19 protein-coding genes are annotated in these 26,481 nt (G+C 71.6%); 7 read left to right on the top strand and 12 right to left on the bottom strand.

The genetic code is table 11. The features are described from left to right. The first annotated feature begins 40 nt into the window (after nt 1-40). Both WME90_RS41315 and WME90_RS41310 read left to right on the top strand, forming a co-directional pair. Nucleotides 41-1,135 carry a (Fe-S)-binding protein gene (locus WME90_RS41315; RefSeq protein WP_437277595.1) on the top strand — a complete coding sequence of 365 codons (1,095 nt, stop codon included), beginning with the start codon at nt 41-43 and terminating at the stop codon, nt 1,133-1,135. After that, the gene (locus tag WME90_RS41310) at nt 1,132-2,814 is read left to right on the top strand and encodes an ATP-binding protein (protein ID WP_437277594.1); all 1,683 of its coding nucleotides are present in this window, start codon (nt 1,132-1,134) and stop codon (nt 2,812-2,814) included. The genes WME90_RS41315 and WME90_RS41310 overlap by 4 nt, the downstream gene beginning before the upstream one ends. A 69-nt stretch (nt 2,815-2,883) precedes the next feature. Here WME90_RS41310 and WME90_RS41305 read toward each other — a convergent pair whose 3' ends face one another. The 5 genes from WME90_RS41305 to grxC form a co-directional block, all read right to left on the bottom strand. Further along, nucleotides 2,884-4,434 (bottom strand): serine/threonine protein kinase, encoded by a 1,551-nt coding sequence (locus WME90_RS41305; RefSeq protein WP_437277593.1) that lies wholly within the window; start codon nt 4,432-4,434, stop codon nt 2,884-2,886. Nucleotides 4,435-4,607: 173 nt separating this feature from the next. Then, complete coding sequence (gene acs, locus WME90_RS41300) at nt 4,608-6,575, bottom strand: acetate--CoA ligase (RefSeq protein ID WP_437277592.1); 1,968 nt, start codon at nt 6,573-6,575, stop codon at nt 4,608-4,610. A gap of 303 nt (nt 6,576-6,878) precedes the next feature. Beyond that, nucleotides 6,879-8,111, bottom strand: coding sequence for a hypothetical protein (locus WME90_RS41295; protein WP_437277591.1), 1,233 nt, complete (start codon nt 8,109-8,111; stop codon nt 6,879-6,881). Between the two features lie 7 nt (nt 8,112-8,118). After that, nucleotides 8,119-9,795: a serine/threonine-protein kinase gene (locus WME90_RS41290; protein ID WP_437277590.1), complete on the bottom strand. Its 1,677-nt coding sequence runs from the start codon at nt 9,793-9,795 to the stop codon at nt 8,119-8,121. A gap of 191 nt (nt 9,796-9,986) precedes the next feature. Further along, nucleotides 9,987-10,286: a glutaredoxin 3 gene (gene grxC, locus WME90_RS41285; protein ID WP_437277589.1), complete on the bottom strand. Its 300-nt coding sequence runs from the start codon at nt 10,284-10,286 to the stop codon at nt 9,987-9,989. A gap of 74 nt (nt 10,287-10,360) precedes the next feature. Here grxC and WME90_RS41280 point away from each other — a divergent pair, with 74 nt between their 5' ends. The 4 genes from WME90_RS41280 to WME90_RS41265 all read left to right on the top strand — a co-directional run bounded on the left by WME90_RS41280 (nt 10,361) and on the right by WME90_RS41265 (nt 14,825). Continuing rightward, nucleotides 10,361-12,976 (top strand): ATP-dependent Clp protease ATP-binding subunit, encoded by a 2,616-nt coding sequence (locus tag WME90_RS41280; RefSeq protein ID WP_437277588.1) that lies wholly within the window; start codon nt 10,361-10,363, stop codon nt 12,974-12,976. A 340-nt stretch (nt 12,977-13,316) separates the two neighbouring features. Continuing rightward, nucleotides 13,317-13,625 (top strand): 50S ribosomal protein L21, encoded by a 309-nt coding sequence (rplU, locus tag WME90_RS41275; protein ID WP_012240531.1) that lies wholly within the window; start codon nt 13,317-13,319, stop codon nt 13,623-13,625. A gap of 14 nt (nt 13,626-13,639) precedes the next feature. Then, nucleotides 13,640-13,897 (top strand): 50S ribosomal protein L27, encoded by a 258-nt coding sequence (rpmA, locus tag WME90_RS41270; protein WP_272102141.1) that lies wholly within the window; start codon nt 13,640-13,642, stop codon nt 13,895-13,897. 85 nt (nt 13,898-13,982) lie between these two features. Continuing rightward, nucleotides 13,983-14,825 carry an HAD family hydrolase gene (locus WME90_RS41265; RefSeq protein ID WP_437277587.1) on the top strand — a complete coding sequence of 281 codons (843 nt, stop codon included), beginning with the start codon at nt 13,983-13,985 and terminating at the stop codon, nt 14,823-14,825. Between the two features lie 199 nt (nt 14,826-15,024). On the opposite strand, the gene WME90_RS41260 is transcribed toward WME90_RS41265, so the two are convergent. Next, nucleotides 15,025-16,161: a tetratricopeptide repeat protein gene (locus tag WME90_RS41260; RefSeq protein ID WP_437277586.1), complete on the bottom strand. Its 1,137-nt coding sequence runs from the start codon at nt 16,159-16,161 to the stop codon at nt 15,025-15,027. Between the two features lie 436 nt (nt 16,162-16,597). Beyond that, entirely contained in the window at nt 16,598-19,024 is a 2,427-nt protein-coding gene (gene recD2 / locus WME90_RS41255; RefSeq protein WP_437277585.1) for an SF1B family DNA helicase RecD2, read from the bottom strand. A gap of 225 nt (nt 19,025-19,249) precedes the next feature. Here recD2 and WME90_RS41250 point away from each other — a divergent pair, with 225 nt between their 5' ends. Then, complete coding sequence (locus tag WME90_RS41250) at nt 19,250-20,464, top strand: LysM peptidoglycan-binding domain-containing protein (RefSeq protein ID WP_437277584.1); 1,215 nt, start codon at nt 19,250-19,252, stop codon at nt 20,462-20,464. Nucleotides 20,465-20,554: 90 nt separating this feature from the next. Here the strand turns inward: WME90_RS41250 and WME90_RS41245 are convergent, their stop codons facing one another. From WME90_RS41245 to WME90_RS41225, 5 genes are all read right to left on the bottom strand, one after another. After that, the gene (locus WME90_RS41245; RefSeq protein ID WP_437277583.1) at nt 20,555-21,190 is read right to left on the bottom strand and encodes an AMIN-like domain-containing (lipo)protein; all 636 of its coding nucleotides are present in this window, start codon (nt 21,188-21,190) and stop codon (nt 20,555-20,557) included. Nucleotides 21,191-21,307: 117 nt separating this feature from the next. After that, on the bottom strand, nt 21,308-21,892 hold the full coding sequence (locus WME90_RS41240; RefSeq protein ID WP_437277582.1) for a thioredoxin: 585 nt from the start codon (nt 21,890-21,892) through the stop codon (nt 21,308-21,310). Between the two features lies 1 nt (nt 21,893). Beyond that, nucleotides 21,894-23,948, bottom strand: coding sequence for a TonB family protein (locus WME90_RS41235; RefSeq protein ID WP_437277581.1), 2,055 nt, complete (start codon nt 23,946-23,948; stop codon nt 21,894-21,896). Nucleotides 23,949-24,219: 271 nt separating this feature from the next. Further along, nucleotides 24,220-25,116 carry a hypothetical protein gene (locus WME90_RS41230; RefSeq protein WP_437277580.1) on the bottom strand — a complete coding sequence of 299 codons (897 nt, stop codon included), beginning with the start codon at nt 25,114-25,116 and terminating at the stop codon, nt 24,220-24,222. 52 nt (nt 25,117-25,168) lie between these two features. Then, the gene (locus WME90_RS41225) at nt 25,169-26,092 is read right to left on the bottom strand and encodes a hypothetical protein (protein WP_437277579.1); all 924 of its coding nucleotides are present in this window, start codon (nt 26,090-26,092) and stop codon (nt 25,169-25,171) included. Nucleotides 26,093-26,481: the final 389 nt, after the last annotated feature.

Raw genomic sequence — 26,481 nt, 5'->3', positions numbered from 1 at the left:
GCCGCTTGCGCGAGGCGCGCCCGATGGAGAGACTCGAACGGTGTCCCAGCTCCGCCTGAAGCTCCTCGAGCCGCACCGGACGTCGCTCGAGAAGTGCGTCTACTGCCCCAAGCTCTCCCGCGCCGCCTGCCCCGTGTCGAACGTCGAGGCGAACGAGACGGTGACGCCGTGGGGGAAGATGTCGATGGCGTACTTCGCCGCGCGCGGCGACGTGCCGCTCGACGAGCGCCACGCGGACCCGGCCTGGGCGTGCTCCGCGTGCTTCGGGTGCCGCGAGCGCTGCGATCACAAGAACGAGGTGGCCACGGTGCTGACCGACGCGCGCGCGGAGCTCTTCGCGCGCGGCCTCGCGCCGGAAGGGGCCAAGGGCGTCGCGGCGCGCTTCTCGGTGCGCGAGGAGGGCCTCGCCGGTGAGCTCGACGCGCGCGCTCGGTCGGCCATGGCCGCGCCTGCCGCCGTCCACGTGCTGCTCGGCTGCGGCTACGCCCGCCACGCGCCGGACGTCGCTCATGACGCGCTCGACGCGATCGAAGCGCTGACGGGCTCCCCGGCCCGCCCGGTGCGCGCCTGCTGCGGGTTGCCGCTCCTGTACGCCGGCGATCGTCCGGGCTTCGAGGCCGCCGCGCGGCGGCTCGCCGCGGAGGTCGCGCCCGGAGAGCGCTTCGTCGCGGTCGATCCCGGGTGCGCGCGCGCCGTGCGCGTCGAGTACCCGCGCGCGGGAGTGAGCGTGAAGACCCCGGAGCTGTTCGTCGATCTCGCGCGCTCTTCGCTCGATCGGCTGCAGCGATCGACGTCGGAGCGGCGGGTGCGCTACCACGATCCCTGCCAGCTCGGGCGCGGCCTCGATCGCTACGACGCGCCCCGGGAGATCCTCGCCCGCCTCACGGGGCGCCCGCCTGAGGAGTTCATCCACCGCCGCGAGCACGCCGACTGCAGCGGCGGCGGCGGCCTCCTGCCGGCGACGCGCCCCGCGTCGTCCGCCGCCATCGCCGACGCCAGGATCGCGGAGCACCGCGCGCTCGGCGGCGCGCTGCTCGTGACGCACTGCGCGCAGAGCCTCCGGCGGTTCAGGACGCGTGGCGAGCCGGCGGAGGACCTCGCGAGCCTCGTCGCGCGGGCCGTCGCGCCGCGATGACCGCGCCGCCGCCAGCCCTGGACGAGGCGCGCGGCGGCGCCGCGGGCCCGGAGGAGCGCGCGCCGCAGAAGCGGCGCACGGTCGCGGGGAGGCTCCTGGCGAGCTACCTCGTGGTGCTCGCCGCCTTCGCGCTGACCGTCGGCTGGAGCGTCCAGGCGCTGCGGGAAGCCTCGCGCGACGCGCAGCTGCTGCGCGCCGGGTACGTCCCGCTGCTGCTCCGCATCGGCGAGGTCCTGGCCGAGCAGAACGTCTTCAACGCCCAGCTCAACCACATCACCGCCGCGAAGAACCCGGGGGACGTTCGCGAGTGGATCGAGACGGCGAGGCGGACACGGCCGCTCGCCTTCTCGATCGTCAAGGACGCCGCGCGGGCGCTCGCCGGCGCCGATGAGAAGGCGATCGGCGGGGGCGCCCGCATCGGGCAGGCGGCCGCGTCGTCCGGCGTGCGCCGTTTCAGCGACGAGATCGCGGCCGAGGTGGCGGCCATCGAGCGGCTCGTCGGCGCCAGCCCGGAGCGGTTCAACCAGCTGTTCCAGGCGCTCGAGGTCGGCGACCGCAAGCTCGCGGAGCGCACGCGCGACGAGCTGGTCAAGCGCGAGGTCGAGGGCGCGCAGCGGCTGCGGGCGATCAAGAGCCGCGTCGACGACCAGATGGAGAGCCTCACCCTCGAGGCGAGGCGGCGCGAGGAGCGCTCGATGCACCTGCTCCTCGGGCTCGGCGTGCTGACGTTGCTCGTCGGCGTGATGATGTCGCTGTACGCGCGGCGCGTGCTCGCCCCGCTGACCGCGGTCACCGAGCGGGCCAACGCCGTCGCGCGCGGCGATCTCACCCCCAAGCAGGCGCTCGCGACGAACGACGAGATCGGCGAGCTCGCGACGACGTTCGAGGACATGGTCGCGGCGATCCGCCGGGCGCGCGCCGAGCTCGTGAACGCCGAGCGGCTGGCGGCGATCGGGAAGATGGCGGCGCACGTCACGCACGAGATCAGGAACCCGCTGTCGTCGATCGGGCTGAACCTCGAGCTGCTCGAGGAGGAGGTGGCGCGCGCCTCCGCCGCGGACACGCCTGACGCGGAGCTCCGGCCCGTGATGAAGGAGTCGGCGCAGCTGGTCACCGCCATCCGGGCCGAGGTGGACCGCCTGTCCCGCATCGCGGAGCAGTACCTCAGCGTCGCCCGCCGCCCTCGCCCGCGCCTGGAGCCAGAGCGGGTCGACGATCTGGTGCAAGAGCTCGTGGCGTTCGTGCGGCCCGAGCTCGACCGCGCCGGCGTCGCGGTCCGCGTCGAGGTGGAGGACGCGGGCCCCGAGATCCTCCTCGACGAGTCGCAGATCCGTCAGGCGCTGCTGAACCTGCTCCGCAACGCGCGCGAGGCGATGCCCAAGGGCGGCGAGATCGTCGTGAGCGTCAGCTTCTCGAGCGGCGCCGCGACCATCGCGGTCGACGACACGGGCCCCGGCGTGCCGGAGGAGCTGCGCGCGTCCATCTTCGACCCCTTCTTCACGACGAAGCAGCGCGGCACGGGGCTCGGGCTCGCGGTCACGCGGGACATCATCGAGGCGCACGGCGGCACGATCTCGTGCGAGCCGCGCGAGGCGGGGGGCACGCGGTTCCGGATCGCCCTGCCGGCCGGGGGCTCGCCGGTCCAGGGTCGCGCCGCGGATTCGGGCGCAATGCTGTGAGCCGCTCCGGCCGCGGCTCGATCGCGCGGCTTCGATGCGCACGTCCGACGCGGAGCCGCGGCGCGCAGGCTACTTCAGCATGTCCAGGTGCTCGAGGGCGAACCCCATGAGAAGGAAGCCCACGACGGCGAACAGGATCGCCGCGAGCACGTAGACGATGGTCCGAAACGTCCGCGGTGGCGGCGGCGCCGGAGGCCGCTGCTCGATCGGCTCCGGCTCCCCGGCGACGGTCGCCGCCGGGCTCATCGAGCCCAGGCTCGGCCGCACGGGCTTGTAGACGAGCGTCGGACCCTGCCCCGTCGACGACCCGCTGTCCTCGGAGAAATCCGGGAGCGTCCGCGGCGTCGCGGGGTGGGGCACGAGCTCTCCGGCCGCGTTGTTCAGCACCATGGTGCCGTTCGGGCCGGTCCATTGCCCGGGCGCCACCGCCGGCTGTCCGCCCAGCGCGCGCCCGCCAGGCGCGTAGGGCGGGGGCTGGCGATCGTTCTGCGTGAGCGGCGGAAGCTCCGCGAAGGGGTGGGCCGTCCGAACAGACTCGCCGTGCGGACGCGGCACGGTCTCGATCAGCGGTTGCGCCCCCGGGTCGGTCGCCGTGCGGATCAGGATGGGGTCGACCGGTGGAACCGGGAGCTTGACCGTGCCGGAGGACGGGGGCTTGACGGTCTGGTGCACCGGCGGGACGGGCGAGCCGCGCGCATTCCCGGGGGCGCTGCTCGCGGGCAGCGTGGAGACGGGTGAGCCGCTGACCGGATGGCTGGAGCTCATCGCCGGCCGTAGCTCTCGCCACGCGGCGAGCCCCTCGAGCGCGCTCTGGAAGCGGTCCGCGGGCTCCCGCGCCAACCCCTTCGCGAGGAACGCCTCGAGCCGCGGGTCGACCGGCCCGGCCATCGCCTCGGCCAGCGTCCGCGCGTTGGTCTTCTGCTTCATCTCGACCATGATGAGCAGGTTGCGCGCCAGGTAAGGCAGCTGGCCGCTCAGCGACTGGTAGATCATCGTGGCGCACGCGTAGATGTCCGCGCGATGATCGACCGTCTTCGCCTTGCCGATCTGCTCGGGCGGCATGAACGAGAACGTGCCCAGGCTCTGGCCCATCTCGGTCAGGGTCTCCGCTCCCATCTCCTTCGGCAGCTTGGAGATGCCGAAGTCGAGGATCTTGACGCGCTTCGACCCGTCGGGGCGCGTTTCGATGTACACGTTCGACGGCTTCAGATCGCGATGGATGATCCCGGCGCGGTGCGCGTCGGCGAGCCCCATCCAGACCTGCTCGATGATCGGGTGCAGCTCCTCGAAGTCGATCGGCCCCGTCCGCTTCAGCCGATCGATCAGCGACTCGCCTTCGAGCAGCTCGAACACGAGGACGATGCCGTGCTCGGGGTCCTCCTCGACGTCGAGGATCTCGGTGACGTGGTCGCTGTTGATGGATCCCGCGGCGCGCGCCTCGCGCCGGAACCGCTCGGCCGCGGACGATTTGGTCTTCGACTCGGCGCGCAGGAGCTTGATCGCCACCTGGCGGCCGGTGCGGATGTTCTCCGCGGCGAACACCTCGCCCATGCCGCCGCGGCCGAGCTGGCGGATGATGCGATACCGGTTCGCAACGACGGTTCCAGCTTCGAGCTCCAAGCGCGCCTCGCCACAGATTATCCTCCGTGCCGATGCGGGGGATCAAATTCTCCGGCGCGAACCAGGTGATCCGACCGTAAGCCGCGGGATGCCGGCGTCAGCGCTGCCCCTTGCGTCCGGTGTCGCCGCGTCGGTCGCAGGGGCACGGCCGCGCCCCTGCGCCGCCGCGGGGCTCACTCGTCTTCTTGCTGGCGGAGCTTCGCCATGACGTTCAGGTCCTCCAGCGTGGAGGTATCACCGGTCAGCTCTCGACCAGCGGCGACGTCCTTCAGGAGCCGGCGCATGATCTTGCCGCTGCGGGTCTTCGGCAGGGCGTCCGCGAAGCGGATGGCGTCGGGGCGCGCGAACTTGCCGATCTCCTTGGCGACGTGCTCGGCGAGCTGAGCCTGGAGCTCCGGCCCGGCCTTGCTCCCCGGCCGGAGCGAGACGAACACCACGAGCGCCTGCCCCTTGAGGTCGTCCGGACGACCGACCGCGGCCGCCTCTGCGACGGCGGGATGCGACACGAGCGCGCTCTCGATCTCGGCCGTCCCGATGCGGTGGCCGGCCACGTTGAGCACGTCGTCGATGCGACCGACGACCCAGTAATAGCCGTCCTCGTCCCGGCGAGCGCCGTCGCCGGTGAAGTAGCAGCCCTCGACGTCGCTGAAGTATTGCTTACGGAAGCGATCGTCGTCGCCCCAGACGGTGCGCAGCATCGACGGCCACGCCTGCTTCAGGACGAGCAGCCCGCCCTCGCCCGCCGCGACGGGCTTGCCGTCCTTCGTCACGACCTCGGGCACGACGCCGAACATCGGCAGCCCGGTCGAGCCCGGCTTCGACGACGACGCGCCGGGCAACGTGGTCATCATGATCGAGCCCGTCTCCGTCTGCCACCAGGTGTCCACGACCGGGCAGCGGCCGCCGCCGATGGTCCGGTGGTACCAGACCCACGCCTCGGGGTTGATCGGCTCGCCGACCGAGCCGAGCAGCCTGAGGCTCGACAGATCGCTCTTCGCGGGCCACTCGTCGCCCTGCCGCATGAAGGCGCGGATGGCCGTCGGGGCGGTGTAGAGGATGGTGACCCCGTGCTTCTCGATGAGCCTCCAGAAGCGGCCCCAGTCGGGGAAGTTCGGGGCGCCCTCGTACATGAGGCACGTCGCGCCGTTCGAGAGCGGGCCGTACACGATGTAGCTGTGGCCCGTCACCCAGCCGACGTCGGCGGTGCACCAGTAGATGTCGTCATCGCGCAGGTCGAAGACGTACTTCGTCGTGACGTGCGCGCCGACCAGGTAGCCGGCCGTCGTGTGGAGCACCCCCTTGGGCTTCCCGGTCGAGCCGCTCGTGTAGAGGATGAAGAGCGGGTGCTCGGCGTCGACGATCGTCGGCTCGCAGGAGGGCGCGGCCTGGGCGAGCAGATCGTGCCAGAAGACGTCGCGGCCCTCCGTCATCTGCACCTCGCAGCGCTCCTTGCCGAGGTGCTGGTACACGATCACGCGCGTCGCGCTCTTCGCCTCCGGCTGCGCGAGCGCCCTGTCGACGGTCGCCTTCAGCGGCACGACCTGCCCGCGCCGGTACGCGCCGTCCTGCGTGATGACGAGCTTGGCCTGGCTGTCGTGGATGCGATCGCGGAGCGCGTCCGCGGCGAAGCCGCCGAAGACCACGGTGTGCACGGCGCCGAGGCGCGCGCAGGCGAGCATCGCGACGGCCACCTCGGGGACCATGCCCATGTAGATCGCGACCCGGTCCCCCTTCTCGATGCCCAGCCGCTTGAGCGCGTTGGCGAGCAGCAGCGTCTCGCGGTGGAGCTGGGCGTAGGTCAACGTGCGCGTGGCGCCGTGCTCCCCCTCCCAGATGATGGCGGCCTTGTTCTTGGTGGCCGTCGTCAGGTGCCGATCGAGGCAGCTCTCCGTGACGTTGAGGGTGGCGCCGAGGAACCACTTGGCGTGCGGCAGGGACCAGTCGCTGGTCGTGGCCCACGGCGTGCGGAACACGAGGTCGCTCGCCTCCCGGCGCCAGAACGCGTCCGGCTGATCGATGCTCTCGCGGTAGAGCGCCTCGTAGGTCGCCTGCGCGCCGACGCGCGCACGACGCGAGAACTCGGCCGGAGGCTCGAACCGGCGCGTCTCCTTGAGCAACGACGTGATGGCATCTTGCGACATGGTCACCCCTTGAGGGGACGGCGGCGGCCGATCCCGACCTGCGTTGAGGGGACGGCGGCGGCCGATCCCCGACTGACGTTGAAGGGACGGCGGCGGCCGATCCCGACCTGCGTTGGAGGGGACGGCGGCGGCCGATCCCGACTGACACTGATTGAAGAGGACGGCAGCAGCCGATCCCCGGCCCATGCTCCCCGCTGGAGAGGACGGCGAACCACCTCCGACTCACCGCGAGGGCGTGCGAGGATACATCCGTCAAGCGGCAGAACAAGGATGGAACGAGCGGCCGGAATGGGCAGAGGCCGATCACCAGAACGCGTAACCGGCGTGCAAGCTGCCTCCCAGCTGCAGCAGCACGGCCGAGTAGAGCGTGACGTCGTCTTGGTCGTTGTTTTTGTAGCTGATGCCGCGCGACGACTGGAAGTAGCTGTCCAGCGAGACCCCGAGCAGCACGCCCCCGAGGTCGAGCTCGACGCCCACCTCGGAGAACACGAACGCGTTCACCCCGTCGGCCTTCTGGCACAGGCCATTGCAGATGTCCCCCTCCGGCGTCTTGATGCTGTCGAACTTCACGGAATCGTAGGTGAGACCGCCCCCGATCGAGCCCACGAACCGCCACGTCTGCCCAGGGGTCATCAGGCGGACGTTCAACCCGAGGCGCGTCGAGCCCAGCGTGTAACTGGCGTTCGGGTAAGCCGGGTCGTCCGACCCGGTCGCGATGTTCGCGTACTGGAGCATCACGTCGAACGCGGCGGGGGTGTTCACCCGGTAACCCACCCGGATCGAGCCGGCCCCGCCGCTGTTCGCCTCCGGCCTCGGGAATGCTCGCGGATGGCCGAGCGGCCAGAGCAATGACGCGGCGCCGATCACATAGTAGCCCTGCGGCGGGATCGCGAGGGGCACCGCCTTCGGCGGCGGGGGTAGGGGCGGCGTGAACGGCTGCGTCGCCGGGGTCGCGGGGGCTCTGTCCGGGACCAGCGAGAGGTTCACCCTCTTGTCGCGCTCGCCGCTCACCACGGTGACGCTCTGGTCGGCGCTCGCGTGACCCTCGGCTCGCGCGCCGATGCGGTGCACCCCCGGCCCGAGCTCCACGACGCGCGTCGCCGAGGACGAGGGGGGCTGTTCCTCGCCATCGATGAGCAGCGTGGCGGTCGGTGGACTGAGCTCGATCGTGAGACGGGCGAGGAGCGCGCGCATCTCCTCGATGGCGCTGCGCGCCGTCCTCTCGTCGCTCTCGTCCATCGTGTCGCGGTGCTGCGCGAGCGCGCGCTCGAGCGCCGCGATGGCCCTCGGGTAGTTGAAGAGGGCCTTCTCGGCGAGCGCGATGTTGAAGAGCGGGCTGGCCTTCGGCTTCTCGTTGTAGGCCGCCTCGAACTCGACGACCGCGGCCCGGTAGTTCCTGTCCTGGAACAGCTTGATGCCGTTCTCCATGTGCTGCCGGTACGGCTCGACCTGCGCGAGCGCCGGCGAGAGCTGCACCGTCAGGCCGAGCGTCGCCGCGCAGAGCGCGAGCGTGAGTCGTCCGTGCGATCTGCCCAAGCCCGCCTCAGTCGACCTTAAGCTGCAAGCCAGCCGCGACCCCCGGCGGCTTCGACGCCGTACCCGCCGGGGTGACCTGGGCCGGAGCGCCGGCCTTCGCGCCGGTGCCCGTGCCCCTGGGGCGCGCTGCGAAGGGGAGCGTCGCCGTCTTCTTCGTGTTCGTGCTCGTCTCGACCTTGGGCGCCGAGGTGGGCGCAGCGGGCGCCAAGGTGGGCGCGGCGGGCGCCGACGCCACGGCCTCGGCCGGCACCGGCGTCGCGGCCACAGGCAGCGGGTGGAGCAGGACCTCGATCGGGGACCTGCCGTCCTGGAGCGTCACCTCCTTGTCCACGGGCGTGTAGCCGGAGGCCTCGATCCGCACCCGCTTCGTCTCGCCCGTGAGACCGCGCAACATGCGGTCGGCGAGCGCGACGCCGTCGACGGTGAAGAGAGCGCCTTCCGCGTTCGTCCGGAGCTCCACGGAGACCTGGGCGGGCGGCGCAGGCGCGGTGGCTGCCGTGCCCGCCTCCGGCGAGCGGCGCGCGTGAAGGACCGCGCCGGTGAGCCCGCCAACCAGCGCCACCAGCGCCACCGCGACGAGCGCGAGCCGCCGCGGGTCGCGCGCGCCCGTCTGCCCGCTGCTCGACCAGCCCACCTTCGAGCCGCTGCCGTGCACCTCGAGCGTCGGATCCAGCCCGATGCTCGGATCGCCGGGCGTCTGCTTCGCCGGCGTCAGCCCGGACGCGCCAGGAGCGCTCGTCGTGTGCGCCCCGAGCTCATCGCTCGAGCTGCGCCGTGAAGCGAGGAGCCCGCCGGCGCCGGCGACGAGGGCGTCCAGGAAATCACGCGCGGAGGAGAACCTCGCCTCCCTGTCCCGCGTGAGCGCCTTCGCGATGACGCGCGCGATCGGCTCGGGGACGGCCGGGTTCCCCATCCGCACGTCCTGGGCGTCTTTCATGCAAATGTTGACGATCACCTGCTCGTACGAGCTGCCGCTGTGCGGTGGGTGCCCGGTGAGACACTCGTAGAGGATCGCGCCGGCGGCCCAGAGGTCGGTCCTGCCGTCGACGTCGGGCAGCGCCTGCGCCTGCTCCGGCGACATGTAGAACGGCGTTCCGAGCACCGTGCCCTGCCGGGTCAACGTGTGGGCCGGGGTGCCGTCGGTCCGGCGCACCTTCGAGATGCCGAAATCCAGGATCTTGGCGAAGTTGCGGTCGTCGTCGCGGTCGACAAGGAAGACGTTGTCCGGCTTGAGGTCGCGGTGGACGATGCCCGCCTCGTGGGCGCGGTGGAGGCCGCGGAGGAGCTGCGCGGTCACGTGGAGCGCCTCGCCGAGGTCGAGCCTGCCGCAGCGCCGGATGCGGTGGCCCAGGTCCTCGCCGCGGAGCAGCTCCATGACGAGGAAGGGGATGTCATCGGCGAAGCCGGCGTCGAAGATCTCGACGATGTGCGCGCTCTCGACGGCGCTCGCCGCCTGCGCCTCGCGGTGGAACCGTGCGACCGCGTCCTTGTTCTGCGCGAGCTCGGCGTCGACGAACTTCATCGCGACGCGCTTCCCGATGACGGTATTCACCGCCTCGTAGACCGTGCCCATCCCGCCACGCCCGATCGTCCGTACGATTTCGTACTTCTGCACCCGCTTTCCGACGAGCGCCCCCTCGACCGGCTGGGTCGCTGCGGCGGTGGTGTCGGTGCTGCTAGGCATGGCGGTTGCGACTTGGGGGAAGCGGACGAAGCCCGTGAAGCCCTATGGACGAACCGTATCAAAGAAAGCTGCGCCCCGTCCCCGCGCGGCAGCTTATCACCTCCACATGCCGGGGTGCACCTTCGCCGGCGGGGCCCCAGGGGTGCGTCCGGCGAGGTTCTCCGTCGCCACCTCGGCCACCCTCATCCGTCTCAGCGCGGCATGGGAGGTGCGTCCGCGCTCGGCGCCTCGCCGAGGCGCGGATCGAGCCCCCCCTGCTTGTCCAGGGCCGAGAGCTCGCTGAAGCCGCCGATGCTGGCTCCGTTGATGAAGATCTGGGGAACCGTCCGCTGGCCGGAGGCCTTGACCAGCCAGGCGCGGAGGTCGTCGCGGCTCTCCACGTTGATCTCCGTGAAGCGCACCTGCTTCTGCGTCAGCAGGCGCTTCGCCATGGCGCAGTATCCGCAGTAGTCGGTGACGTAGATGGTGACTTCGGCTGCTTGCATAGACATCTCGCCCTCTTTCCTTTCCCGGGGAGGCCAAAGATGCAAGCGCGCAGGGCGCTACGTTGCGGTAGGCTGCGCGCATGGCCGAGAAAGAGGGGACGATTCACCTCGATCGCTATACCAGCGACGCGAAGCAGGTCGTCGCCGGCGCACAGCAGATCGCAGACGAGCGCCAGCACGCCGAGGTCACGCCGCTGCACCTGCTCATGAGGTTGCTGGAGCGCGATCGGGGCGTGTCCGAGGTCTTTCGGCGGGCGGGAGCCGATCCGAACGAGGTGCTTCAGCTCGCCGAGAACGCGCTGAAGAAGCTGTCCAGGGCGGGGGGCAGCGGCGTCGCGTACGTGAGCCCGCGCCTGCTCGATCTGCTCGGGCGCGCCGAGCGGGAGGCGACCCGGGACAAGTCGGCGAACGTGGGCATCGAGCACCTGCTGCACGCGCTCGCCCAGGAGATCCGCGGGCCTGCGGGGGAGATCCTCTCCTCGTTCGGCATCGGTCCCGGCGCGTTCCGGCCGCACCTTGGCGCGCTGGAGTCGGCCTCGCGGGAGCCCTCGCCCTCGCCGGCCAGCGCGGCCGAGCCGGGTCAACCCGCGCCCTACACCCGCGATCTCGTCGCCGACGCGCGCGAAGGGCGGTTCGACCCGGTCATCGGCCGCGACGTCGAGGCGCGCCGCTTGCTGCAGATCCTCGAGCGGCGGTTCAAGAACCACCCCCTCATCGTCGGTGAGCCCGGCGTGGGCAAGACCGCGCTCATCCGGGGCCTGGCCGACCGGATCGCGCACGGCGACGTGCCCACGAACCTCGCGGGGGCCCACCTCTACGAGCTCGACACCGGCGCGCTCGTCGCCGGGGCGAAGCTCCGCGGGGAGATCGAGCAGCGCCTCAAGGTCCTTGTCGACCGGCTGCGCGGCGAGCAGGACGTCGAGAGCATCCTCGTCGTCGAGGATCTCGACGCGCTCTTCGGCCAGGGGGTGCAGGGCGCCGGCGTCGGAGAGCTCCTGAAGCCGCTCCTGTCGCGCGGGGAGATCCGGATCATCGCCACGACGACGCCCGAGGGCGTGCGCAAGATCAACGAGCGCGACCCCGGGATCATCCGGCGGTTCTCGACGATCACGCTGGAGGCGCCGAGCATCGATCAGGCGACGGAGATCCTGCGCGGGATCGCCACGAAGTACGAGGCCCACCACCGCGTCCGCGTGGGGGAGAGCGCCATCACCTCGGCGGTCGCGCTGGCCAAGCGGTACATCTCGGACCGCGCGCTCCCCGACACGGCGGTGGACCTGCTCGACGAGACGTCCGCCCGCAAGCGGGTGGAGGTCGACGGCGTGCCGGCCGAGCTCGACACGCTGACCCGGCGGGTCGACGCGCTCCGCGCCCAGATCGCCGCGCTCGCCGACGACGACGACAAGCTCAGCGTCCAGACCCGCGCGCGCCTGGAAGCCGAGCTCGCGGAGATCGAGCCGAAGGCGTCGTCGATGCGCAGCCGCAACGCGTCGCGTCGCGGCGTGATCGCGGCGTGTCAGTCCATTCGACGGGAGCTCGTCGCCGCGACGGAGGCGCTGAAGGCCGCCCAGCGCGACAAGGCGTTCGCCAAGATCGGCGAGCTCGAGCACGTCACGCTCCCGGAGATCAGGCGGCGGCTCCAGGCCGCCGAGGAGGCCGCGCAGCGGGAGGGGGTCGCGCCGACCTCGAACGTCGTCGCGGAGTCGGACGTGGCGGCGACGCTCAACGACTGGACCGGCATCCCGGTGGCCAAGATGCTCGAGGGCGAGGCCGAGAAGCTCCTCAAGATGGAGGCGCGGCTCGCGCAGCGGGTGGTGGGCCAGGACGAGGCCGTGCGCGCGATCGCGAAGGCGGTGCGCCGCGGGCGCGTGGGCCTGCGCGATCCGGGCAAGCCGATCGGCTCGTTCCTCTTCCTCGGGCCGAGCGGCGTCGGCAAGACGGAGCTCGCGAAGGCGCTCGCCGAGTTCCTGTTCGACGACGAGCAGGCGCTGACGCGCATGGACATGAGCGAGTTCATGGAGCGCCACATGGCGCAGCGCCTGATCGGGGCGCCCCCGGGCTACGCGGACAGCGAGCAGGGCGGCTTCCTCACCGAGGCGGCCCGGCGCCGGCCGTACAGCGTGCTCCTGTTCGACGAGGTCGAGAAGGCGCACGCGGACGTGTTCAACCTGCTGCTCCAGATCCTCGACGACGGCCGGCTCACCGACGGCCGCGGGCGGCTCGCCGACTTCTCGAACACGGTCGTCATCATGACCTCGAACATCGGGTCGAAGCGCGTGCTCGAGACCGACGCGAAGCTCTGGGCCACGGAGGACGGGCGCGAGGCGATCCGCGACGTCCTGCTCGAGGAGCTGCGCGGCTTCTTCCGGCCCGAGTTCCTGAACCGCGTCGACGACATCGTCGTCTTCAAGGCGCTCAGCAAGGAGGATCTCCGGGGCATCGTCGACATCCAGCTCCGTCGCCTCGAGCAGCTGCTCACGGACAAGGACATCCGCCTCGCCCTCACGGACGCCGCGAAGGCCCGGCTCGTCGAGCTCGGTTACGAGCCGAGCCTCGGCGCTCGCCCGCTGAAGCGGGCGATCCTGCGCGAGCTCCAGAACCCGCTCGCCGAGACCATCCTGGCCGGCGGATACCAGCCCGGCCAGACGATGCAGGTCGACGTGGCCGACGAGAAGTTCGTCTTCACCAAGGCGTGAGGGCGAACGAAGCGCTCGACGCGCGCTTCACGCGCCGCGGCCGTCCGCTATCGGGCGCGACGCTGGCGACTGCCGGGCGCGCGGCCTGTGCAGCGCTCTGTCTCGGGCCTCCAGGGCGTTGCTGCCGGCGCGGGGCCGCAGGGGATTCTCCAGGTGAACCAGGGCGAACCGGGGCGAACCGCGCGATGACAAGAGAACTGAGCGACGCCGCCGCGAATCACTTGCCAAGCCGGAGAAGGTCCGTATACTGCCGCTCCCTCGCTCACAGGCCCTCAGATCGAGGGCCATTTGCGTGGCGTATCGTGAGGGATCGCGGTCCCCAGGTTGAGGAAGACGCACCATGTACGCGGTCATCAAGACGGGCGGCAAGCAGTATCGGGTCGCCGAAGGTCAGAAGCTCCGGGTGGAGAAGCTCGTCGGCAATGCCGGTGACAAGGTCACCTTCAGCGAGGTGCTCCTCGTCGGCGGTGACTCTCCCAAGATTGGCAAGCCCCTCGTGAGCGGCGCCTCCGTCGCGGCCGAGATCACCGGGCAGGACCGCGGCAAGAAGATCGTGGTCTTCAAGTTCAGGCGCCGGAAGAACTACCGCCGCAAGAACGGCCACCGTCAGCCGTACACCGAGCTCAAGATCACCGGCATCACCGCCTAGCAGGAGAAGTAGAGATGGCTCACAAAAAAGGCGGCGGCTCCTCCAGGAACGGCCGCGACTCAAGCGCGCAGCGTCGTGGGGTGAAGGTGTACGCCGGGGCGCCCGTGCGCGCTGGCAACATCCTGGTCCGGCAGGTCGGTTCCTCGATCCACGCTGGCCACAACGTCGGCACCGGCCGCGACTTCACGCTCTTCGCCCTCGTCGACGGCGTCGTGACGTACGAGTGGAAGTCCAACACCAAGAAGCAGGTGTCGGTCTACCCCGCTTCCTGAGCCTTCCTCACTGGGAGGGCGTCCTGATCCGTCGCATCACGTCCCGCCTGCTGCGCTCCACGCGCTTCCGAGCTACTCAAGCGCGGTGACGACCTACAAGCTCCTCGCCCTCGACGTCGACGGCACCCTCGTCCGTCGTGATGGCTCCATCCACGAAGAGGACCTCCGCGCCATCCAGCGGCTCCAGGACGCCGGCGTCCCCGTCTCGATCGCGACCGGGCGCCTGTACTCGGGGACGCGCGAGGTCGCGCGGCGGATCGGCGTGGTCGGTCCCATCGCGTGCGTCGACGGCAGCCACATCGTGCACACCGAGGGCGACGCGCACCTGTACTCGCGGACGATCTCCGGCGCCGAGGCGTCCCTCCTGCGCTCGATCACCGAGCGGCACGCGACGGCGTCGTTCCTCTTCGCGCAGGACAGCATCGTCCACGACGCGACCGGCGCGCCGCACGTCCACTATGTCCGGGGCTGGTCGCACGCCATCGCCGAGGTCGAGCGCGTCTCGTCGCACCCGTACTGGGAGCACGAGCACGGCCTGCTCGCGCTGGTGGCGATCGGGACCGAGCTCCAGGTCGCGGCGGCCGTCGAGGAGGTCCGGTCCGAGCTCGGTGAAGCGGCCTTCGTCGTCTCGTTCCCCTTCCTGCGCGACGATCAGAGGAGCATCTACGCGATGATGGTCCGCGCCGCAGGATCGACGAAGGGGACCGCGATCGCGTGGCTCGCGGAGCACCACGGCTGTGAGCTGTCGGACGTGGTCGTCGTCGGCGACTGGCTCAACGACGTGCCGATGTTCGAGGTCGCGGGGCGGTCGTTCGCCATGGCGCAGGCGCCCGAGCACGTGAAGCATGCGGCGACGGACCGCCTGAAGGCCGACGGCCTTGTGGGCGGCGGCATCGCGGAGGCCATCCGCCGCGCCTTCGGTCGCTGAGCGCTGGCGGATTGCGGGGCGGCATCGCGGCGGAAGCCATCCGCCGCGCCTTCGGTCGCTGAGCGCTGGCGGATTGCGGGGCGGCATCGCGGCGGAAGCCATCCGCCGCGTCGTCGGTTGCTGAGCGCTGGCGGACGGCGAGCGCCGGGAGGGCAGCGGAGGAGCGCCGTTCCGCGCTCCCCACGCTCGCTGCTGCGCGTCAGGCCTTGCGCTGCGCTGCCGGCTGCGCCGCCGCGGCGAGCTGCTGCTGCTGCTGCTGCAGGTACTGAGCGACGGCGCGCGACCGCTCGATGGCGAACTGCTTGACCTCCTTGTTCGGAGAGCCAGCGAGCGCATTCAGCAACTTTGTCACCTTCTCGAGCTGGCGCGACTGGAACAGCGCCTCGAAGTAGTTGTTCGCCAGGCGCACGTCGCGGCTCATCTTCGCCTCGTGCGGCTGGAGCAGACGGACCACCGCCTCGAGGTCGTTCTTCTGCCCGTAGAGCGCCGACAGGCAGAGCAACGCCAGCGGGTTGTCCGGGTTCTGAGCGACCGCCTTCTTGGCGTACTCGACCGCCTTGTCCCGCGTCTCCTCGTTGGCCGCGTAGAAGCCCTGGATCGCGATGTACGGCGCTGCCGTCTTCTTGTCGGCCGAGAACTTCTCGACCGCGGCGACAGCGCTCGCCTCGTCGCCGCGCTGCTTCTCGTGCTGGAAGAGGTAGGCCCACGCGTCGATACAGTCCACGTCGATCGCGATCGCCTTCTCGATGAACTCGCGCTCCTTCGCGTCGTCCTTGCGCGCCTGGTAGAGCTTCGCGAGGTGCAGCGAGGGGTAGGGGTTGTCCTTGAGCAGGTTCTGCGCGCCCTTCAGCGTCCCCTCGGCCTTGTCGTGCTTGTCCTGCGAGAGCTGCGCGATGCCGAGCGCGAGCCAGTCGTCGCCCGTGCCGCCCTTCGCGACCACCTTCGAGAGCACCTGCTCGGCGCGCGCCAGCCGGTTGTGCTTGAGGAGCTCCTGCGCGTAGATGCGCCCGCGGTTCAGGTCGTCAGGCTGCTCGGTCCAGTGCTTCTCGAGCCCCGCGAGCAGGTCCTCCAAGCCGATCGCGATAGGGCGCCCCTGATCGTCCTGCACCTGCACGGCCGGCCCGTTGAAGCCGAGGAGCTGCCACATCTGCTCGAGCGTCACCGCCGCGGGACCCTGCTCGAGGAGACCCTTCAGCTCATCGGTCGGCTTATTCATCGGGATGACGATGAGCGCGTTCCCCGGCACGCCGTTCGGAAACGCGCTCACGGGCGCGACGATCGCCGCCCCTCCGGTGATGTTGAGCCCAGCTGCCTGCTGCTGTCCGTTGGTCGTCATCGTCGATGCTCCGAGATCTCTCCCCCACGCGCGTCGAGGCGCAGGAATCGCCCAGCCTCGCCCCGGTACCCTACGCGCCGAAATGATGGGGGCAGTAGTTCGTGTAGAAGGGGCGCGAACGCTAGCAGGGAGGGCCCAGCCGGGCAACGGGGGAGCTCGAAGCGCGCGGGGTCTCACCGCCGTCGAGGCCTTCGGGCCGAATGAAGCTCCACCCGTGATTCCACCCGTGATTCCACCCGCGCATCCGCCCGTGATTCCACGCGTCGCGACCGTGAAACCTGCCGCTGACCTTGCCGTCGTCCCCGCGCCTGAAGCCGGCTGCGCTGCGGCTTGCGTCGCCGTCGTCGCCTCGCGGTCGCTCGTGTGATCCCTGTCGTGCTCGCTGTCGCTATCGCCGTCACGGACGCCCATGTCGCTCGCCTTCTCGGGCGCCGTCCTAGTCGAGCCGTGGGCCGGCGGCGAGGGGCGCCTCGAGCGCGCGCGCCGAGCCGGAGCGCGCCGGCGCGCCGCGCAGCCGCTCCGCGAGGTGGGTGCGGCGCTCCTCACGGCGGGTCTCCGCCAGCGCCAGCGACACGGCTCGAGGATCCGCCACGAGCACCACGAGCCGCTTGCCGCGGGTCACCGCCGTGTAGATGAGGTTCCGCGAGAGCATCACGAAATGCTGGGTGAGGATCGGCACGATCACCGCCGGATATTCGCTCCCCTGGCTCTTGTGGATGCTCGTCGCATAGGCGAGCGTCAGCTCGTCGAGCTCCGCTTCCTCGTAGCTGACCTCGCGATCGTCGAAGCGCACCTGGAGCTTCCGCTCCTCGGTGTTCACGTCCGTGATGAAGCCGACGTCGCCGTTGTACACCTCGCGGTCGTAGTCGTTGCGGAGCTGCATCACCTTGTCGCCGAGCCGTAACGTCCGCGCGCCGCGCGTGACGCTCGGGCCCTCGGGGTTCAGCGCCGCCTGCAGCCGCGCGTTCAGGGTGATCGCCCCCGCGTCGCCCTTGTGCATCGGCGTCAGGACCTGCACGTCGCGCCGCGGATCCAGCCCGAACCCCTTGCCGATGCGCTCCGTCACGAGGTGGAGGATCAGATCCGCCGCCGCCTCGGCCTCGATCCGCTCGATGACGTAGAACTCGCCGCCGGGCCCGCGCGCGCCCTCCGGCGGCTCGCCGTCGTGGATCCGGTGCGCGTTCCGGACGATGAGGCTGCCCTCCGCCTGCCGGAAGATCTGCGTGAGCCGCGCCGTGGGCACCTCGCCCGAGGCGATCACGTCCCGCAGCACCGCGCCCGGCCCCACCGACGGGAGCTGATCGACGTCGCCCACCAGCACGAGCCGCGCCGCGTCGGACGTCGCCTGCAGGAGCGCGTCGGCGAGCGCCAGATCGAGCATCGAGGCCTCGTCGACAACGATCGCCCCGGCCTCGATCGGCCGGCCCCTCTGGCGGCCGAACTTGCGCTGCTTCGGGTCGAACTCGAGCAGGCGGTGGAGCGTGACCGCATCGCGCCCCGTCGCCTCGCTCATCCGCTTGGCGGCGCGGCCCGTCGGCGCGGCGAGCCGCACCGGGAGCCGGGCGCGATCGAAGAGCGACAGGATGGCCCGGACGATGGTCGTCTTGCCCACGCCCGGTCCGCCCGTGATGACCAGCACCTTGTTCCGCGCCGCCTGCGCCACGGCGTCGCGCTGCGCAGGCGCCAGCGAGACCTTCGTCTTCTCCTCGAACGCGGCGATCGCCGCGTCGACGCCCTCCACGAGGCGCGCCTCGGGCGCCGCGTCGTCCTCGCCGTCGCCCAGCAACGAGCGCATCCGGCGCGCGAGCCGCACCTCGGCCTCGTAGAGGTCCTTCGGGTAGACGGCCACCTCGCCGGTCTCGAGCGTCTCGATCCGCACGTGGCCGCTCGCCACGAGCGCGTCGATCGCGCCGTCGACCTCGGCTGCGTCGCGCTCGAGCATCGTCGCGGCGAGCTCCGCGAGCTCCGGTCGCGTCGCCAGCGTGTGCCCGCGCGTCGACAGATCCACGAGCGTCTGCAGCACGCCCGCCTGCGCCCGCTCGGGCGAGTCGGCCCGGACGCCGATCGAGCGCGCGATCCGGTCGGCGGTCTTGAAGCCGATGCCCCACACGTCGAGCGCGAGCCGGTACGGGGAGCGGGAGACGACGTCGATCGCGTGGGGGCCGAACCGCTTGTAGATGCGGCTCGCCAGCGCCGGGGAGGCGCCGTGCGCCTGGAGGAAGATCATGATGGCGCCGATCGCCCGCTGCGCCGCCCACGCCTTCGCGACGGCCTGCGCTCGCCGCTGGCCGAGCCCGGGGACCTCGGCGAGCCGCTCCGGCGACCGGTCGAGGATCTCCAGCGTCTCCGCGCCGAACGCCTCCACGATCCGCTTCGCGTACGCCGGGCCGATGCCCTGCACCATGCCGGACCCGAGGTAGCGCTCGAGCCCATCGAGCGTGGCGGGGGCGATCGGCAGCAGCGTCTCGACCTTGAGCTGCTCGCCGTGCTTGGGATCGCGCTCGTAGCGCCCCGTCGCGCGCACGCGTGTGCCCGGGCCGACCTGCGGGAACACGCCGACCCAGACCTCCGGCAGGGCGCCGGGGGTGACCTCCACCCGCAGCACCCGGAAGCCGCTCGACTCGCTCTCGTAGGTGACGCGAACGACCTCTCCCTCGACCGTCGCCGGCCCGTTGCCCGCCGCCTCCCGGGCCGAGAAGAGCTTCTGCTGGCCCCCGCCGCCCGGCTGCCGCTCGCCGGTCCCGCCGGTGCGCTCGCCGCGATCGGGATGGCGCGGCGCGTCGTCCGGCCCCGGCGGCGTCGCCGTCGCGGCTGCCCCCCGGGCTGCCCGATCGGGGCGGCCGCTCCGCTGGGACGGTTGCACGAGGGCAGCATGTAGCCGCCGGCGCGGCGACGGCAACGCCCTCGTGCGCGGACGCGAGCGCCGCCGAAAAACGTCGCGTACCACCGCACAACATCGCGCACCGTCACGCCAGGCAAGCCTCGCGCTGAACGTGCGTCGCGTGGAACGCGCCCGCGCCAGCGCGGGGGCCACGGTTGGCGTCGCTCCGTCGTCCCAGTATAGTGGCGCGCGATGGGGCGCAGCAGCTTGGTTTCCGTCCTGTGCGCCCTCCTCCTCGCGGGCTGCGCCGGGAGGGCGCCGGAGGCGGCGCGCTCCAAGGACAGCCTGCTTCGCGTCGCCTCCACGGTGTCTGCCGAGCAGCGCGGCGGCGCGCCGCCGCCCGGGACACCCGAGGAGGAGGCTGCGCTCGCGGACGCCCACGACACGGAGGTCGACGACGACGGCGGTGAGGTCGATGACGGCCTGGAGCTGCCGGCGGATCCCGGCACCGGCGCGCGGGTCCACTCGCCGCTCGCGGCGATGACCGAGGCCCAGATCGAGGAGCTGTTCTCGAAGGATCCCGCGGCGCTCGGGCCGATGTCGCTGGGCGCCACCAACGCGGGCGCGCTGTTCAACGGCGTCCGGATGCCCGAAGGCGATCGGTGGGAGCTCGTGGATCCGGCCCACGCCTGGGGGACGCGCGAGACGGTCGACGCGCTCGACCGGGCGATCGCCGAGGTGCACCGGCAGTTCCCGGCGAGCCCGAAGCTCTATATCGGGCACATCAGCGCCCGCGACGGCGGCCGCCTCTCTCCCCACAAGAGCCACCAGGCCGGGCGCGACGTCGACATCAGCTATTTCCTCGACGCGCGGCACCGCTGGTACCAGCGCGCCACGGCGGCGAACCTCGATCGGGAGCGCACCTGGGCCTTCGTCCGGGCGCTCATCACCGAGACCGACGTCGAGCTCATCCTCATCGACAGCAGCGTGCAGCGGCTGCTCAAGGAGCACGCGCTGAAGATCGGGGAGGACAAGGACTGGCTCGACGAGGTCTTCCAGCTCGGGTCGAGGAAGCCGCGCCCGCTCATCCGCCATGCCCGGGGGCACGCGAACCACATCCACATCCGGTTCTACAGCCCCATCGCGCAGGAGTCGGCCGCGCGCGCATATCCGCTGCTCGTGAAGCGCGGGGCGATCAAGCCCGCGGCGCAGTACGTGCGCCACACCGCGAAGAAGGGGCAGACCCTGGGCTCGCTGGCCCGGCAGTACGGCACCACCGTGGAGGCGATCAAGCGGGCCAACGGCCTTCGAACCACGGCGATCCAGGCGAAGCGCGTCTACAACATCCCGCGGCCGTCCAGCGGCCCCGCCGCGCCGCCGCCGAAGCAGGTCGTCGTACCGCCGCGGAGGCTGCCCCCGCCCAAGGCGGCCGACGCGCCCCCGCCGCCGGCGCGCCAGCCCGGGCCCGCGCTGGACGGCTGAGCGGCGGGAGGCGCGCGCCGCGCTCTCCGGAGGCGCGCGCCACGCCCTCCGGCCTGGCCGCGGCGCGGCGAGCCGCAGGAGGCCGCGGCCTCAGTGCTTCACGTCGACGACGAGCCGCGCCGGCTTTGTCAGCTCGAGGACGCGGTACCGGTTCGGCGACGAGACCCCGAGCACCCACGTCACCTCGGCCTCGAAGTCGCACGTCCGCTCGATCTCCCGCGTCACGCCGAGCGCGAGCTTCCGCTCGCGGAACGGGACCGTGGCGTTGCCCGCGTCGTTGTGCGCCGCCGCGGGGGTCATGCGCACCGCGAGCCATGCGTCGCCAGCGATCTCGGTGGCCTCGCCCGAGCCGCACTGGCGCACCGGCTTGTCGATGTAGTCGATGTGGTAGCCCGGCACCGCGTCCCCCTCGAACTCGAACACGATGCGATCGTAGTGCTCGTGCCGGGCTGCCCGCACGTCGCGCAGGACCGCGACCTTCGCGCCGGCGCGCGGCTTGTCGGTGGCGCCCGCGGTGCCCTCGAACACGTCGGTGCTCGTGGGATCGGCCTCCTTGGGGGGCCGCGGCGTGGGCGGCTCGTCGTCCACTGCCGGCTCGGCGGAGGCGCGCGTGTCGATCGGCGTGACGTTCGGCATGGGCTGGGCAGGCTCGCTGCCGGCGCCGTTGCGGCAGCCCGCGGCGAGCGACACGGCGGCGGTTGCGAGCAGCAGGGCGGCGGTCCTCATGAGGTCCCTTCCATGGCGCTGCGGCCTCCGCTCGTCCACCGCGACGCGATCACCGCGACGCGAGGGCCGCCGCGTCGCGGCGCTCGCGCGGGCGGGGCGGCCAGCGCGCGGCGAGGATCACCGCGCCGAGGTCCGCGCTCGGCTCAGGATGGCCGCGAGCCGGGGCACGATCTCGTCCACCGCGCGCTCGCCCTTCACCGACCCCTCGATGCGGAGGGGCGTTCCACGGCCGTCCTCGCTGGGCACGACGAAGAGCGGGATCATCTCCGACGCGTAGCCGGCCTCGGCGAGCCGATCCCGATCGCGGTCGAGGTCGAACTCCAGCAGGCGCAGCGCGGGCAAGACCGCGTCGAGCTGGCCGGCTTTCACGGCGTCGTGGAACCTCGTGCACGGCTCGCACCAGGTCGCGCCCACGTAGACGACGAGCTCGCGGCCGTCCCGCCGGGCGCGCTCCCGCGCCTGCTGCACCAGCGCGGTGATCTCGCCGCCCTCCGCCGCCGGCTCGACCTCGGCCCGCTGCGCCGCCGGCCGCGTGGCCCCGCTCCCCGCGGCCGGCTGAGAGGGCTCTTCCCGCGAGCAGCCGAGCAGCGCCGCGAGACATAGAACCAGCCCGGCGCGAGCCGGCCCCTTCCTGGCATGATCGTTCACGTCGTCGCTCGCCTCCCGGCCACCGTCATTGCTCAGCGCGGAGCGCGCTGCCACCTCAGGGCAGCACGAGCTTGATCGGGAATACGTAGCCGACGTTGACGGGCCTGCCCTGGTAGGTGACCGGCTGGTAGCGGCTCGCTGCGAGCGCGGCGAGGACCGCCTCGTCCATGTGGGGTACGCCCTTGACGATCCGGCAACCGGTGAGGCTGCCGGCCGTCGTCACCACGCACTTCGCCAGGACCGTCCCCTCGACGCGCGCCTCCAGCGCCTCGCGCGTGTAGACCACCGCGGGCGCCGAGAGCGGCACGGGGCGCGTCATCCCCTCCTGGAAGCTCAGGATCTCGGGGGCGACCGGCGCCACGGCCGGCGCGGGACTCGGAGGCTCTGGCAGGACGGCCGCCCTCGGCGCAGCGCCGGGCTCGGCAGCGCCCGCCATCGCGGGATCCGGCTGGTCAGCGCCGGCCGCGACAGCGCCGTCCGTGGGGGCCCCGGGCTCGGCAGCCGTGATGGCGGTGCCGGGCTCGGCGGGCGCCGGTTCTGCTGGCGGAGCTGGCTCTGGAGGCGCGCTGGCCGTCCGCGAGCCCGGCGGGGCCGCCGGGAGGATCGTCGCGAACGCCTCGAGCTCCGCCGAGGCGGTCTCGTCCTCGGGGCGTACGACCAGCACGGCCGGCCTGTAGCCGGGCTTGGTCAGCTGGAGCCGGTACTCGGCCCTGCTCCCGGCGCCCTGCAACACGAGCCGGCACGGCGTCGCCAGGCAGACCTCCGTCCCACGGTCCGACACACGGGCGCCGGGCGGGGCGCTCTCGATCCTCACGATCCTCAACTCGGCCGCTGCGACGGGCTCCCTGTCCGCCGATGCCTCGACGGGCACGGCGATCGGCACAGGGGCGGCCTGGACGGCGGCGCGGGGGCTCGCGGCGTCCGCCCCGCGCCTGCCGAGCGCCAGCACCAGACCCCCACCGACGACCGCCGCCACGAGCGCCACCAGATAGAGGGACACCGTCGAGTGACGGGGCGGGGCGACGGAGCCGCTGAAGGTCGCGGGGGCCTGCGGCGGAGAGAGCGAGTCGCGCTGCGGCGAGCGAAGCGACACGGTCGGCTCGCCCGGAGAGGGCGAGAGGGCCGAGATGCGGGGCTCCGAGATCGTCGGCACGGAGGGCAACGGGCCCCAGGGCTGTGGAACGGACAGGCGGTCGGGGATCGAGGCCCGCGAGGCGTCGGTCGGCTCGCCCACCGCGCTCTTCAGCGCGGTGAGACACTCCCTCATCGACTGGAAGCGCCTGTCCGGGCTCTTCTCGAGACAACGCATCACGATGGCCACCATCGCCGGCGATACGAGCGCGCCTTGGGCGTGCTCGGCGAGCGGCGGCGGCGGCTCGCTGACGTGGGCCATGAGCGTCGCCGAGGCCACCTTCTTGTCGAACGGCGCCTTGCCGCAGAGCATCTCGTAGAGCAGGACGCCGAGCGCATAGATGTCCGCGCGCGGCGAGACCTCGTGGCCCATCGCCTGCTCCGGAGCGGTGTACTTGGGAGAGCCGATGAACAGGCCCTTCTGGGTCAGGTCGTCCAGCTGTCCCGAGACGTCCTTGACCAGGCCGAAGTCGAGCACTTTGACGAAGTCCTTCTCGTCACCTTGGTCGACGAGGAGCACATTGCTCGGCTTGAGATCCCGGTGCACGAGATCGAGGCCGTGCGCCTCGGTGAGCGCGCGGCAGATCTGCCGCGCGATCCGGCTCGCGCGCGCCTCCGGCAGCGCGCCCTCGTCGTGGAGCACGCGGTGGAGCGTGCGTCCAGCGATATACTCCATCGCGATGAAGTATATCCCACGAGGATCGTCCCGGCCGTAATCGAAGACGGTGACGGAGTTCGGGTGGGTGAGCCGCGCCGCGGTTGAGGCCTCGCGCGAAAAGCGTCGGAAGAACTCCGGATCTTGCTCGAAGCGCTCATCGGGGAGGAGGAGCTTGAGGGCGCAGATCCGACCGAGCGCGAATTGCTCTGCCCTGTAGACCTTGCCCATCCCCCCGCGCGCGATGAGCGAGATGATCCGATATCGATCGGCGATCGTCGCGCCGATGAGGGGGTCTTGACCGTTGCTCCGGGCCGCACCCATGGTCGTCACTATAGCTGCGAGGACGGGTGCACGGCTACCCCAACTCGTGTGTCCTGGCCGACTGCGCAGATGTAGATCAACGATGCGGCTTGGATCGTCCGGGGGGGCGGAGCGCGATCGACGCGGCGAGTTGCCGGCGCGTTTTCATGATGGCCTCGCCATTCGGGTTCGGAGCGGTTAACCAGCGAGCGCCGAGATATTACGATCCGGTTTCACACCGCCTCGCCCCGCGCGCTGCCCGGCGCGGGGCGACTCTCCACCGGCGCGCGCGTCACAGCGCGGCGACATCGACGTCGACCTCGCGCGGCTCCTCGGTGACGCCGCCGCGCGTGACCTCGGCGCCCAGGATCGCGCCCACTGTCAGGGTCAGGGTCACCTCTCCGCTCGTGAGGGGCGTGGCGACGTACTTCCAGCGCAGCCGTACGCTGCCGCCTCTCTCCCCCTCTGCCGAGAGCGCCTCCGCGGCGCGCCGCTCGATCTCCGGCGCCGCGAGCGCGGTCCGGAGCCGATGGCCACTCGCGGCGATGGCAGGCCACCGGATGAGGGCGCGGTTGAATGTCCCATCGAGCGTGTGGGTCACGACCGCGCGGTGCCCCTGGACCCGGACACCGTTGACGGCCCGGAACACGAACGTCTTGTAACGATGGACCTCCGGCGCGCTCGACGCCGTCCCGTCCTGATCCTCGCGCAGCGTCCTCCGCTGCACCACCGCCCCGATCTCGTCGTTCGGTATGCCCCAGCCGTTCAGGCGCGCCAGCGCGTTCCGCCGGAGGAGCGCCTCGTCCGGCGAGGTGCGCGGCCCGCTCGGCGTCTTTCGCAGGACGAGCACCTGGCCCTGCGTCGGGTCCTTCTCATAGGTCCAGTCCGCCGACTCGTGCTCCGTCCGGCGTCCCAGCTCACCTAGCGGCGTGAACGGTTGATCGGCCCCGATGAGCGAGCGCTGGATGAGCGCGTCATCGAACGAACGCAGCGTCAGCCGGGCATCCGGGAGCTTCGCGGCGGGCGCCGTGGCGATCTCCCGCGAGTTGAACGTGAACCCCTCGAGCGCCTGCGCGGCCGCGGCTATCTCGCCGTCGTCGCCGCCCCCTTCGGTCGCGACCTCGGGCGCCCCGCAGGCGATGAGGGTCATCGAGAGCGCGGCCCAGAAACCAATCGTTCGCGTCGTCATCGTCATGTCTCCTGTCGTTCGAATTCCTCGGGCAACACGCGTCGTTCGTCGTTCATCCGCCGGGCAACACGCGCCCGTGCGAGGGGTCGCAGCCGGCGATGTAGTAGATGGTCGAGCCGGTCTTCAGGCCGGTGTTCTTCCGGTCGCGCCACCCGCCGTACTCGTACATGAGCTCCCGCGACGCGAACGACGAGCCGAAGACGATGGAGACGGGGCAGTCGTCGTCGTTGCTGAACGCGCTGTCGTCGTACGCCTCGTCGATCCAGTTCTCTCCCACCCCGTTCGAGATGGAGCTGATCGAGTAGTCGCCCACATAGTCCTTCACGTGATTGCCGCACGACGAGTCGCCGTGGAACGCGTTCCACATCGTCATGGTGCTGTCGGTGGTCGTGATCTGCTGCCGGTACCCGCCGTTCTTCCACACATCGTAGTCGCCCGACTGGCACGCTTTGACGACGGCGATCTCGAGATCGCCGCTTGTGCCCGGGTTGCCGAAGAGCATGTTCTCGTTCGTCAGGACGCCGCAATCGTAGCTGCCGTTGCCCATGACCAGGCCGCTGTAGGCGGGCGTCGACGAGCTCCCGGCGTCGTGCCAGCCGTGCGTGTGGATGAAGACGACGTCGGCCTCGTCCGCGCCCGCGCCGGACGCCATGTCGTTCGACGAGCAGGCGCAGGACGCCGCCTGGCTCGAGTCGGTCCAGTAGCTCCCGCGGGCGCTCGTGTTGTTGCGCGTCGAGACCTCATCCCAGAGCGAGACCGAGTCGAGGAGGGTGAACGTGCTCGCGAACGCGGCGGCGGTGCTCGTGTGCACCGAGTGCGACAGGCTTGTGTCGTCCTCGCACTCTCCGGCGTGCCCGAAGCTCGCGATCCCGTAGACGTGCGTCTCGTGCTGCGCGCGCGCCGTCGACGGCATCGCGAGCAGGCACCCGAGCAGCGGAACCCCTGCGAGGACATGGGACAATCGCCTGTTGCTCATACGCTCGACTCCTTCGTTGTCTCGATCGGTGGATGTCCGCCGCGGCCCGGCGCACAGCGCGCGCTGCCCGGCCACGTCGCCGCAGGACCGCGGGCGTGGACCCGCGCCGGGCAGCGCCGGCGGGCGTCGGCGCGCCGCGCTCCGTTCCGCGCGGTCGCACGTGGTTGACGTCGACAACGGCGTCGACCGCGACGCCGTCGCCAACGCACCCGACGTTGCCGACGTGCCCAACGTTATTCGCAGCTTCCGTGCCAGCGGCTGGCGTCCGTCGCCGGGGGCGCCACGTCACCTCAAGCTCCGGCGATCTCCCGGGGATGCGCGGGCGCTGCGCCCGAGCGAGCGCCGTCCGCCTCCGTCCGCCTCCGTCCGGTTCCGCTCGAGGTGGCGGC

The sequence above is a fragment of the Sorangium sp. So ce375 genome (assembly GCF_051473855.1).
In the GTDB taxonomy this organism is placed as follows: Bacteria; Myxococcota_A; Polyangia; order Polyangiales; family Polyangiaceae; genus Sorangium.
The sequence above is the reverse complement of the archived record's forward strand: the minus strand, read 5'-3'. Positions and strand labels throughout refer to the sequence as shown.